The organism is Pseudoalteromonas sp. Of11M-6 (assembly GCF_022347905.1).
Lineage (GTDB): Bacteria > Pseudomonadota > Gammaproteobacteria > Enterobacterales > Alteromonadaceae > Pseudoalteromonas.
This window is the reverse complement of record NZ_JAKRFW010000012.1, coordinates 69241-80814: the sequence shown is the minus strand read 5'-3', so window position 1 is coordinate 80814 and position 11574 is coordinate 69241. Positions and strand designations below refer to the sequence as shown.

Here is an 11574-nt window from a genome sequence, read left to right as displayed (position 1 = left end):
CAAGACGCGTTAGTAAACGTCTTTCTGATAACGGTTTGCGCTACGCAATGCTTTAAGATATTGCTCAGCTTGTTCATCATCTTTCCCTCCATGGGTTTTAATGATGTCGATAAGTGCTTGGTGTACATCTTTGGCCATTCTGCTAGCGTCACCACAGACATAAAAATGGGCGCCCTTTTCAAGCCATGCAAATACAGCTTCGCCCTTCTCGCGCAGTCTATCTTGCACGTAAATCTTTTCTGCCTGATCACGACTAAATGCCAAATCTACATGTGTTAATAAACCCGACTTTACGTAATTTTGAATTTCTACTTGATAAAGGAAATCTTCTGTAAAGTGTGGATTACCAAAGAACAGCCAGTTTTCACCCTCAGCGTCACGCGCCTCACGCTCTTGCAAGAAGGCTCTGAACGGTGCGATACCTGTACCTGGGCCAACCATGATCACAGGTGTAGCATTGTCCACAGGTAATCTAAAGTTATCGTTGTGCTCACTGAATACTTTCACTTTCGTGCCCTCTTCAGCACGATTCGCTAAATAACCTGAGCAGCCGCCAAAATGCTTTTCACCAAAGGTATCAAATTCAACTAAACCTACGGTTAAATGCACCTCTTCTTCCACCTCAGCTTGGCTTGACGCGATAGAGTACAAGCGCGCTTGTAATTTGCGACAACAATCAACTAGCGCTTGCGCCTCAATGTTGGCAGGGTTTTGCTTTATCACATCAAAGATTTGACGTTCTTCGATATAAGCACGCAATGCCGCTTTATCGTTTGCAAGTGCGCTTAGCTCCTCATTCCCAGTCGCAATCGCATACTTTTCAACAAAGCCAGGATACGACTGTGTTAGCTCAAGATGTTCAATTAACGCCGTTTCTAATGAAACGGTGAGTTCACCTATTTTTACAGTTTGTGCTTTGTCGAGTTTTAAGGCATCGATCACCGCCGCCACTTCTTGTGGGTCATTTAAGAAATACACGCCAAGTGAATCACCCGGCTGATAAGTGATATCGGAACCTTCAAGGGAAATTTCAATGTGACGCACATCTTTGCTTGAGTTTCTGCCAGTGATCTTTTGTACCACACTCAGCTCAGCCGCAAATGGGTTTTGCTTTGTATATTGACTTACTGCTGCCTGAGGAACGCCAAACGGCATGCTGATAACGTTACCACCACCTGCTTGCTGCTGAGCTTTAAGCGCAGGCTCTAATGCATCTAGCGCCTGTGCGATCCACGCCTCGGCTTCAGCTTCATAATCCACATCTAAGTCAGCTCGCGGCACAACAATTTCAGCACCAAGGGCAGCCAAGCGCGCTTCAAAATCCTTTGCCGTTTGGCAGAAGAATTCATAACTTGAATCACCAAGGCCAATCACAGCTTGCTTTACACCTTCCAGTTTAGGCGCCTTCTTACCAGCTAAGAATTCATGCAATGCTTCTGCATCTTCTGGTGGCTCACCCTCACCGTAAGTAGAGACAGCAATCACTAAGAACTTCTCTTTCTTCAGGTTGGCAGGTTTGTAGTCAGCCATATTGACCAACTTAGTCGTCAAGCCACGCGCTTCCGCCTGAGCTTTAATTTGGTTTGCAACCCCTTTTGCGTTACCGGTTTGTGAACCAAATAAAATAGTCAGAGGTGCAGACTCGTCAGCGCCCGCTGTTGCTTGTCCAGCAATACCTGATAATGCAGCTGAATTTGCGGTTGCAGCTAAATAGCCACTTACCCATGCCTGTTGGATTGGATTTAACTCTCCAACTAAGCCTTGTAGTTTTTGCAGTTGTTCATGTGTCAGCGGACTTGCTGCAGCATTAAGTTGACTTAACAACATCATGGATCCCCGTACCCAAAAGGTTTTGCTTGCTCATTGCATAACTGGCTCGCACGCAGCGTAGCCTACTTTTATTAGCGTGAAGCATACGTGGCAAATTGAGAGATCAAAAAGAATAGAATCTGCTTTTATATTCCTTTTAGTTATTGAAGATTGAAAAGTCCAAAGAAAACAGATTAAAAGAAGTTCGATATTTAACCGTTAAAAAGTTTAACATTGCCGTAACAGTTTTGATGCAAAATCAAACTGTCATACACAGACAAATCAATAATACAGATAATCATAATAATGAGACTAAAAATGAAACACGGGAAATATATAAACCTAATACTCAGTTCTTATTGCTCAATATTCAGCTTAAGCGCTGCTGCAGAAGTTACAAATGGCAGTTTCGAGAGCTGGAGCGGTCAAGTCCCTAGTGGATGGACGACGATAGACTCGGGCATCACACTTAGCTCGGTTACGACACCAATAAAAGACGGTAATCTTGCCGCAGCGGTGCAGGTAACTACTGCAACACAAAGTAGCACAGACTTACAACAGCAAGTAAACGTTGAAGCAGGTAAAAGCTATCAATTTAGCACTTGGGTCTATCACACGGAAGGTGGCGTCAAAGCACGACTAGTGGTGGACGGCTATCATGGTTATTCAGATCAGTTTAATGTCGGGCAGTGGCAACAACTTAGCTATAGCTATACCGCAACCGCAACCACTGCGATTAATGTTGGCTTACGTTTTTACGATGGCAGTGGTTTTGACGGTAATGAAACTGTCTACGTTGACGGCTTTGGTCCAACTTCTACCACACCAGAGCCACCTCAGAGCTGTCAAAATAATAGCGTCACTCTCGCTTTGATGACCGATAATTATGGTAGCGAAACAAGCTGGCAAATCACTAATACAGCAAACACAACCGTTGCTAGTGGTAGTGGCTATAGCAATAATCAATCGGTAAATGAAAACTTATGCCTTAACGACGGTAGCTATACCTTTACGATTTTAGACAGCTATGGCGACGGAATTTGTTGCACCAATGGTAGTGGCCAATATACCTTAACGCACGCGGGTACAACGCTCGCTTCCGGCGGCCAGTTCAGCAATCGTCAAGATCATACCTTTACGCTTGGCACAACCACGCCTCCCCCTTCAGGTGATGGTTACTATGCCTCTGCTGCTGGACTGAGCGGTTATGCGCTAAAAACAGAGTTACACCAGATTATTCGTAACCACCAATCACAAGGATATTCTGCTATTTGGAGCTTTATCGATCAGAACGAGCGCGACCGCTATTTTGAGAAAGATAACAGTATATTAGATCGCTACTCTGAAAAGCCAACAGCAAATGATAGTGTTACTTATGTCTCTACCGGATCACAATGCGGCAGTTACAGCGGCGAGGGTGATTGCTATAATCGTGAACACTCATTCCCCAAATCTTGGTTTGGTGGCCAAGTAGAACCGATGAATTCAGATATTCATCATATTTTTGCTTCCGATGGTTATGTAAATTCTAAGCGTAGTAACTATCCATTTGGTGAAGTAGGAAGCGCTTCTTATACCTCAAGTAATGGTAGTCGCTTAGGTTCAGCATCTGGTATTAACTACAGCGGTACCGTATTTGAGCCTATTGATAGTTTCAAAGGAGATTTTGCTCGTGCCTACTTCTATATGGCAACGCGTTATCAAGATGTGATTGCAAATTGGCAAAATAATACCAGCTACAGCAATGCGGTACTCAATGGCACCCAACAGCAAGTCTTCGAAACTTGGGTCGTCAACATGCTAAAAAGATGGCATAACGAAGATCCTGTCGATGCCCTAGAGCAAGCGCGCAACCAAGCTGCTTATGAATTTCAGGGTAACCGAAATCCATTTGTAGACCATCCAGAGTTTGTCGAAGCAATTTGGTAACTATAAATAAAAAGAAATAAAAAAGGCCAGTAACTGGCCTTTTTTCAATAACATATTTGGCTAATATTTAGCGAGGGTTAATTGTAAGTGGCTCAATCGTCACTTTCGCATTACCACTTGCGCCCATATGCCCGTTGTAAGTTTGTCCTTCAAACAAGGTGTAAAACACATCAACGTAGTCATCATCGTTAGTAAACCAATGGCTTGGCATCGCTTTGATCAATTGATTCGTCAGTTGCGGGATAATCGCATAGCCTTGAACATTAGGATCAGGAATAGCGCGCATCACTTGCGTCACAATATCCAAAAGTGTTGTTGCTAAGTCTTGATAGTTAGTATTGTCGTCTTGCTCCATCAGCAATAAATCTGCCGCTTGCCAACGATATCGCTCCCAATGAATGATAATTTGGTTAGGCGTATAGTCCGTACCATCGTGGTCCAAATATGGCATATCCACAATATCTAGAACAGGCTCATCTCGGGATGGGTTGACGCCTGTTACAATGCCGTAAACTTCCGCAGCCCCAGATACCCAAGGCTCTTCATCGTCATTTAGTCTGATTTTCTTCAATACACTGGTTGAAATCGGCTCAGCATCATCGTTGCTCTGCACAGCTGTTGATGGCATTGCCAAGCCTTGCTTGGCAAACACTTGCTTCATTACCTGAATGCCTTCTTGTTTTACCTTATCACTATCAAGTTCAACGATTAGCACAGGTCGCTCTGGCATTGTATGTGCGTCAAGTAAATGCAATTGACCGTGCTCATCAAAAGCCTCTACATATTGCCAGTGCTTATCATCACCTTTAGGCGCAAAAGCAATTAATGGCGCTTCACCTTGTTGCCACTTTGTTAGCATTTCGCTAGAAGCAATACGCAGCTGGTATAGATTAGAGCTATAGTCAGTCAGGCCTTTTAATGAGCGAGTGTACTGGCTCGCTTCTGTCATGAGCTGCTTAGTTGACCCCTGAACTTGTAGCTGCTCCAGTGAAACTGCATCCTGATACTGGCTAAGTTGAGTTTGAACTTGGGGACCTAAGTGATTAAGTGATAGCGCTAATTTTTTCGCAATTTGCTTTTTTATATCAGCAACTTGAACTGGTGCAGCGTTAAATTTATCAAGCTGCTTAAGTGAACTGTAGGTATTAAGATTAACCTTGTCTGCCGCAGAACTTGCGAAAGACATTCCGCCGAGCATGGCTATCATTAGGGTAGAGAGGGTTACATGTTGTTTCATCTTGCGTTCCTAGAAATAATCCGTGTTGTGGAATAAACAAGATAAAACAACAAAAATAAATTATCAACACATTAACATAGTTAACATACAAAACAATTTAATCTAGCTTTTAGAGTTTTTATTCTTCTACTGGGTAGATAGTAATTTCTATACCGGCACCTATTGCAGAGATCCTAAGCAACGTATCTGCCTGTAGTGCTTGCGAAAAGCACTTTGGCGACTTGCCTGAGTTAAAACCAATGTCAAAAGTTCGCTTGGTACAACCTAGCCATTGCTTAAGTGCCGCTTTAGAGCAAGACTCAATTAACTCACACAGTTGGTTAATCGCTTTATCAGGGGTTAATTCATTGGTATTTGCTTCGATGCGAGCCAATTGACGATAGTCATCTTGATCGTAATGCAGCACGATAGCATTTTTCTTTAAATCCGAAACTAGCGCACTGATATCCTGCTTTGACTCCAGTTCCAAATCGACATTTAAAAATTGAATTTCAGACATGTATTAAAAGCTACCTTGTAAAGCTAAATCTAGTAATGACTTATTTATCAGTGTGATAAGGACATTACTTATTGGACAATGCGACAATTTGTCACATTCTAAGCACCGTGCATTATAGTTATCATACTCACGAGCAACTAGAATAACATATTGTGATGATTAAAAAACTGCTAAAACCCGCACGTAAACTCCACAAGTACCTTGGCTATTTATTGTTTTTACAGATCTTTGCTTGGCTATTAGGCGGGCTGGTCATGAGCGCGATCCCATTGGCAAAGATCCATGGTAAACACTTAGCGCATAGAAGCTTAGACAACCCCTTTCCCACCGCCGCGTACCAAGCTGATCTCAATCAGTTAGTACAAAGCACGGTGCAAGTGCGCCAAATCCAGTTCGGCCATTTTCTCGATACTCCCATCATCAAGCTAAACCAAGATGAAAAGCTCATTTTCAACGGAATAACAGGCGCACCTTTTACCACTCCAAATCAACAGCAAATAATACAACAGGCCAACCAACACCTATTAATTGCAGCGGATGTGAGCCATATTGAACGACTTGCCACAGCCCCCAGAGAAGCAGGTTACAAGGAAGATGTTTGGCGAGTCGAATATAACGATATCCTCTCCACCACGCTGTATCTAAGTGCAACTAGCGGTGAAGTTGTGACGGTGCGTAGCACGTTGTGGCGCATCTTTGATTTTTTTTGGATGTTACACATTATGGATTACGACGAACGTGAGGATTTTAATAACCCCTTGCTCATTTCTTTCGCCGCTACGAGTGTGCTCTTTTGTCTAACAGGGATATTGTTATTATTGCAATCTCCACCTTGGCGAAAACGTCGCCCTGCACTGATTAAATAAAGGGGTTTACCGTATACGCTTGTTGGTATTGATGATTTTTTTGATATAGTGACATTCCCTGTATTCCACCATTTGGTGAGAGGTTATGTCACGATATTGCTATATCTTAGCGCTTAGCTTATTTGTATTAACAGCTAACGCTCAAGAGTTCACGTCTTTCTCAAAAGCAAAGAAACATTTATCACAACAAGTTACCGACAATACCCGCACGCTTTATTGTAATTGTAATATCAAAAAGCAAGGCAAAAAGCTGGTGCCTGATCCCGCAAGTTGTGGTTATACCCCGAGGTTACCTTACACTCGCAATGGCAAAGAAAACGCCCGTGCTCAGCGCATTGAGTGGGAGCATATCGTACCCGCGTGGGAATTTGGACATCAGTTGCAGTGCTGGCAAGATGGCGGCAGAAAGCACTGCCGTAAAGTCAGTGAGCAATTCAGGAAGATGGAAGCAGATATTCACAACCTTGCTCCAGCGATTGGTGAAATCAATGGGGATCGGTCTAATTTTCGTTTTGGCATGTTACCAAGTACTGAAGCAAACTATGGCGCGTGTCCAGTAAAGATTGACTTTAAGTTACGCCGAATTGAACCACCAGAGTACGCTAGAAAACGCATCGCTGAGGCGTATTTTTATATGGAAAAAACCTACGGGCTAAAAATCTCCTCACAGCAGCGGAAATTATTCACGGCTTGGCAGAAACAGTGATTGCGAGATAACCCAAGCAGTGCTAGTTTTTAGTCATACAACTAAAACAGGAACGTGAATACGATGCAACGTATTACTCTAGTTTTCGCATCAACAGCAATGAGCTTGTTATTAGCCGCTTGTGGTGGCGGTGGCAGCGATTCATTAGGCACCGATAACCCTGGTAATAACACGGGACAAACCGAGCCGCCAACTTGGACGTTTAATCAATTTCCTGCGTCAAGTCAGTTTATTAACTATTGCGCCTCCCCAAGAACGGGTACAGACAAATATAACAACGACCAACCTTATCCCGATAAGGTTGGTACGGCGATGCATGAAAAAATGTGGCTCCGCTCTTTTACCAACGAAACCTACCTTTGGTACGACGAAGTACTAGATAACGACCCAACACAATTCGATACTGTTATTGATTACTTCGAGCAATTAAAGACAAACCAAACGACGGCGTCGGGCAATGCCAAAGATCAATTTCATTTCTACGAATCTTATGAAAGCTTCCAAAAAGAAGCGCAATCGGGTGTTGCAACCGGTTATGGCATTCGTTGGGCGGCCATATCCACATCACCACCACGTAACTTTACTGTCGCTGCAGTAGAGCCTAATTCACCAGCCGCGAATGCTGGGATCGTACGTGGAGATAAGATCCTCTCGATAGATGGCGTCGACTTTATTTCAAGTGATAATACCGCTGCGCTGAATGCAGGCCTGTCACCAGAGCAAAGCGAGCCACATAACTTTGTATTTGAAGATAAATCAGGCAACGAAAAATCCGTCACCCTGACTTCAGTCGATATTGAAACCTCACCGGTGCAAAACGCTAAAGTCATTAGCTATGGCGGCAAGCAGGTTGGGTATGTGCAGTTCAATCAATTTATTCCAACAGCCCAAGAAGGATTAATTGAAGCATTTAATCTATTTAAAACACGGCAAATAGACGACCTGGTACTCGACATGCGTTACAACGGTGGTGGTCGCGTCATTATGGCAGCGCAACTAGGCTATATGGTTGCGGGCAACAGCAGCCTAAACAAAACCTTCACTTATAGCACCTTAAATGACAAGCGTACTGCTGAAGAAGAGCGCACCGCTTTTGAGTCTAGAGCAATTAACTGGGCTGAAAACAAGTTTACAACCACCTCTTTACCCACCGTAACTTTACCTAGAGTTTATATCCTCTCGACACGAGGCACGGCCTCTGCCAGTGAAAATGTAATTAATGGCCTGCGCGGCATTGATGTTGAAGTCTTTTTGATCGGTGGTACCACTCGAGGTAAGCCCTATGGCTTTGTGCCCGCGCAAAACTGCGGCACGGTTTACTATACCATTCAGTTTGGTTCGGAAAATGCGAAGGGCTTTGATGCTTATGCCGATGGCTTTACCCCTTCAGGAGCGTCAAGCAGTGGTGAAATTGGCCTAAGCGCACAAGTGCCAGGCTGTATTGTCGCAGATGACTTCTCTGCACCTCTAGGCAGTCAAGAGGAAGATCTTTTCGCCGCAGCACTGACACATATAGATACCGGTCGTTGCCCAAATGTAGCGCAATTTGCGCCTACTGCTCTGCCACAGTATCAAAATAAGGAGCATGCGGTTACGCTTCCAGTCTATCCAATGCGGGAAAATGCAATTTTAATGAAGCCTAAGGATCCGCAATAATGGCGCCGCTAAAAGCGGTGAAAATCATCGCTTTGGCTTTATTGATGCAAGCATGCAATAGCGCGCCTGCATCAACTTCGGTTAATGAGGCTGTACTCTCAGCTTCTACGCCCGAGGTGTTATCACAACTCAAGCAAGCTATAGTAAAACTCAAAGGCGGCGTACCACCGACGCTCGCAAGCACCGTTTTTCAACGTAGTCCAACACTACTGCTTGAGCATGGCCAAAGCCTAGATGGCAATGGCAGTCCAATTTTAGGTGCCCATAATCTCGCTTATGAGAGTTTCATCTTGCAGCTTCGTGACACCCAGTGTGTACTCTACTATCCGAAAAAGGATACTTATGTCCTGCTCAGTAAAGTTAGCTGCAAAAAGCTGGAAAAATAGCGCCTGATCTCAATCTATTAGCCTCACCTCAAATTAGCAAAATGGCGCTTTAACACGTCACACAATGCCTGTACTTTTGCAGTTCGGTGAACCAGTACATGGGTAACTAGCCAAACTTGGCTTAACCATTTTAACTCATCATGCAACACCGGCTGTAAATCTGGATAACGTTTTGCCACATCATGCTGTAGCCCACCAATACCTAAACCGTTAACAATGGCACGCGACGCGTCTGACGTTTCAGATACCCTAAGTGTCACTTGTGTCTCAGGGATATGTTCATCTACCCAAGCGAAATATGGCACTCTTGCATTAAACCCGGCCACACCAGAGACAAAGTAATGCGTCTGTAACGCTTCAAGTGTTTTGGGGATCCCCATACGCTTGATATAGCTTGAAGACGCATACAAGCCTGCTTCTAAAGTATTTAGATGCTGCACTATGTAGTCGGGCTCATCGGGCTTTGGTCCTGCCCTCACCGCAACATGCGCCTGTCCATGATCTAAGCGTAAACGCTTTTGGTCGAGAATGACTTCAAGTTGTACCTGTGGGTGTAATTGCTGAAAAGTCAAACAAGGCTCCGACAGCATATCCATAAAACCACTGACCGTTGTCACCAAAAGCTTACCTCTAAGCTGGCTGTCCGAAGCAACAATAGAAGTACTCAACTCCATCAAGCGCTCGTCTATTTGACTCGCCGTCGCAAGTAACTTTTCTCCTGCCTGTGTTACCTGATAACCTCGGGCATGACGGTGAAATAACCGCGTTCCCAGTGCTTCTTCTAAGCTATTTATTCGCCTCAGTACCGTACTGTGGTGGATCTCTAAATGCTCTGCCGCCGCTGATAAGGTACCAAGCTTGGCAACCGTATAAGCGACCTTAAGATCCTGCCAATCTGTGAATTTATCCATAACCACCTCTGTGCATATATGCACATAAGCTTTGCGTTTATTTCGGTTTTGTGCAAGTAAAATTTTGCTACTATCACTTTAACGAAACAAAATAAGGTATCAGCAAGATGACTACAGCAAAAATTATCGCACTCGCAGGCAGTTTAAGAAAAGACAGCTACAACCAATTACTCATCCAAGCCGCGGCAAACTTTGCACTAGAAAGTGGCGCAGAAGTAGAAGTGATCAAGTTACAAGATTTAGATATTCCAATGTTCGATGAAGATCTTGAAGCGCAAGGCACACCAAAAGGTGCTCAACTTTTAAAAGACAAGCTGCGCGATGCCGATGGTATTCTATTAGCAAGCCCAGAATACAATGGTTCTTTCACTGCGGTGCTCAAGAACGCAATAGACTGGGCCTCTAGAACAGAACAAGGTGCAGTGCCAGCATTTAGAAACAAAGTAGTGGCACTCTATGCGGCCTCACCAGGCGGCTTAGGTGGATTACGCGGTCTAAACCATGTCCGCGATGTGTTATCTGGCATTGGCAGTTTAGTCCTCGCAGACCAATTGGCTGTACCTAGCGCATTTAATGTATTTGATGACCAAGGTAAAATTAAAGACCCAGAGCTTGCTGAAAAAGTATCAAGCCTAGCTCTGCAACTGGTGTCAGTTGCAAGTAAGTTAAAATAACTTTCAATCTCTCGTTCATATCTTGCTATGGACGCTTAGCTCATGCACACTAAGCGTCCAAAGCGAATTAGAGGCGCAATATCAGCCTTGTAATAATGGATACGAATAACGGGAGTCAGCTTTGCAAAGCACTCAGAGTCACCTATTTACCCCCTATCTCTCACACCATTTTCATTGCATTCAGTTTGACCCTGACAGCTTTGGCGCGCATTCCTTTGAACAGCAAAATATACTCCTGCCCGCTTCACTTGATAAAGCGGTAGCGAAAAGGCGAGCCGAGTTTTTAGCGGGACGAATATGTGCCAAGACTTGCCTAGCGCATTTTGGACAAGGTGACTTTACACTGCTTAACGGCTCTGATCGGGCGCCTATCTGGCCTGCTAATATTGTTGCCAGTATCACGCATACTCGAGGGATCGCGGCTGCAATTGCTACAGATGATATCGCCGTGAAAGGCTTAGGCATTGATATCGAAAGAGATATGAAACCGAAGCAAGAAGTCGAACTACAACGACAAATTCTACATCCTGAAGAAGCTGAAATTTTTACACTATTCGGCGAGCAAGTGCACTGCCCGTTGACTGTTATTTTCTCGGCCAAAGAGAGCATATTTAAGGCACTTTATAGCACGGTGCAAAAGTTCTTTGGTTTTGATGCTGTCAAGCTGACTCAGTTTGATGACAAGAAACTTATTTTCACTTTGATGGAAACACTACACAAGAATTTAAGCAAAGGACAACAAGTGGAAGTATATTACCAATGCAAAGACGCCTTAGTGCTGACCGAGTGTGAATACATCGCACAGTAAAATCATGCCTATTTGACTTAATACTTACTCAACTTGAAGGAGTAAACCTGACCCAAGGTGAGTTAAGAATTTCTCATTTGGAACTAAAAACGC

The 11574-nt window shown here is 44.0% G+C and carries 11 protein-coding genes; 7 read left to right on the top strand and 4 right to left on the bottom strand.

The annotated features are described in order from the left end of the window. Positions 1 to 9 precede the first annotated feature (9 nt). A complete protein-coding gene (locus MHN32_RS08450; RefSeq protein WP_239421514.1) occupies positions 10 to 1827 on the bottom strand; it encodes an assimilatory sulfite reductase (NADPH) flavoprotein subunit in 1818 nt (605 codons plus the stop codon). A 300-nt stretch (positions 1828 to 2127) separates the two neighbouring features. Between MHN32_RS08450 and MHN32_RS08445 the strand changes: the two genes are divergently transcribed. Continuing rightward, positions 2128 to 3738: an endonuclease gene (locus tag MHN32_RS08445; protein ID WP_239421500.1), complete on the top strand. Its 1611-nt coding sequence runs from the start codon at positions 2128 to 2130 to the stop codon at positions 3736 to 3738. 67 nt (positions 3739 to 3805) lie between these two features. On the opposite strand, the gene MHN32_RS08440 is transcribed toward MHN32_RS08445, so the two are convergent. Further along, a complete protein-coding gene (locus MHN32_RS08440; protein ID WP_235368572.1) occupies positions 3806 to 4975 on the bottom strand; it encodes a DUF3103 family protein in 1170 nt (389 codons plus the stop codon). Positions 4976 to 5093: 118 nt separating this feature from the next. Next, positions 5094 to 5474: a hypothetical protein gene (locus MHN32_RS08435; RefSeq protein ID WP_010376275.1), complete on the bottom strand. Its 381-nt coding sequence runs from the start codon at positions 5472 to 5474 to the stop codon at positions 5094 to 5096. Between the two features lie 155 nt (positions 5475 to 5629). Between MHN32_RS08435 and MHN32_RS08430 the strand changes: the two genes are divergently transcribed. The 4 genes from MHN32_RS08430 (at position 5630) to MHN32_RS08415 (ending at position 9088) form a co-directional block, all read left to right on the top strand. Continuing rightward, positions 5630 to 6340 carry a hypothetical protein gene (locus tag MHN32_RS08430; protein WP_239421513.1) on the top strand — a complete coding sequence of 237 codons (711 nt, stop codon included), beginning with the start codon at positions 5630 to 5632 and terminating at the stop codon, positions 6338 to 6340. 85 nt (positions 6341 to 6425) lie between these two features. Further along, positions 6426 to 7046, top strand: coding sequence for an endonuclease (locus MHN32_RS08425; RefSeq protein WP_239421499.1), 621 nt, complete (start codon positions 6426 to 6428; stop codon positions 7044 to 7046). Positions 7047 to 7109: 63 nt separating this feature from the next. Next, the gene (locus tag MHN32_RS08420) at positions 7110 to 8702 is read left to right on the top strand and encodes a S41 family peptidase (RefSeq protein ID WP_239421498.1); all 1593 of its coding nucleotides are present in this window, start codon (positions 7110 to 7112) and stop codon (positions 8700 to 8702) included. Beyond that, positions 8702 to 9088, top strand: coding sequence for a hypothetical protein (locus MHN32_RS08415; protein WP_239421497.1), 387 nt, complete (start codon positions 8702 to 8704; stop codon positions 9086 to 9088). The genes MHN32_RS08420 and MHN32_RS08415 overlap by 1 nt, the downstream gene beginning before the upstream one ends. A gap of 23 nt (positions 9089 to 9111) precedes the next feature. Here the strand turns inward: MHN32_RS08415 and MHN32_RS08410 are convergent, their stop codons facing one another. Further along, entirely contained in the window at positions 9112 to 9999 is an 888-nt protein-coding gene (locus MHN32_RS08410; protein WP_239421496.1) for a LysR family transcriptional regulator, read from the bottom strand. Between the two features lie 107 nt (positions 10000 to 10106). On the opposite strand from MHN32_RS08410, the gene MHN32_RS08405 reads away from it, so the two are divergent. Together MHN32_RS08405 and MHN32_RS08400 are read left to right on the top strand one after the other, a co-directional pair. Further along, a complete protein-coding gene (locus MHN32_RS08405) occupies positions 10107 to 10673 on the top strand; it encodes an NAD(P)H-dependent oxidoreductase (RefSeq protein ID WP_010607787.1) in 567 nt (188 codons plus the stop codon). 121 nt (positions 10674 to 10794) lie between these two features. Then, the gene (locus tag MHN32_RS08400; RefSeq protein WP_239421495.1) at positions 10795 to 11481 is read left to right on the top strand and encodes a 4'-phosphopantetheinyl transferase superfamily protein; all 687 of its coding nucleotides are present in this window, start codon (positions 10795 to 10797) and stop codon (positions 11479 to 11481) included. The last annotated feature ends 93 nt before the right edge of the window (positions 11482 to 11574 follow it).

Excerpts from the sequence above, each read along its gene's own strand:
- MHN32_RS08450 (WP_239421514.1), bottom strand. The coding sequence starts at position 1,827 with ATGTTGTTAAGTCAACTTAATGCTGCAGCAAGTCCGCTGACACATGAA.
- MHN32_RS08445 (WP_239421500.1), top strand. The coding sequence starts at position 2,128 with ATGAAACACGGGAAATATATAAACCTAATACTCAGTTCTTATTGCTCA.
- MHN32_RS08440 (WP_235368572.1), bottom strand. The coding sequence starts at position 4,975 with ATGAAACAACATGTAACCCTCTCTACCCTAATGATAGCCATGCTCGGC.
- MHN32_RS08435 (WP_010376275.1), bottom strand. The coding sequence starts at position 5,474 with ATGTCTGAAATTCAATTTTTAAATGTCGATTTGGAACTGGAGTCAAAG.
- MHN32_RS08430 (WP_239421513.1), top strand. The coding sequence starts at position 5,630 with ATGATTAAAAAACTGCTAAAACCCGCACGTAAACTCCACAAGTACCTT.
- MHN32_RS08425 (WP_239421499.1), top strand. The coding sequence starts at position 6,426 with ATGTCACGATATTGCTATATCTTAGCGCTTAGCTTATTTGTATTAACA.
- MHN32_RS08420 (WP_239421498.1), top strand. The coding sequence starts at position 7,110 with ATGCAACGTATTACTCTAGTTTTCGCATCAACAGCAATGAGCTTGTTA.
- MHN32_RS08415 (WP_239421497.1), top strand. The coding sequence starts at position 8,702 with ATGGCGCCGCTAAAAGCGGTGAAAATCATCGCTTTGGCTTTATTGATG.
- MHN32_RS08410 (WP_239421496.1), bottom strand. The coding sequence starts at position 9,999 with ATGGATAAATTCACAGATTGGCAGGATCTTAAGGTCGCTTATACGGTT.
- MHN32_RS08405 (WP_010607787.1), top strand. The coding sequence starts at position 10,107 with ATGACTACAGCAAAAATTATCGCACTCGCAGGCAGTTTAAGAAAAGAC.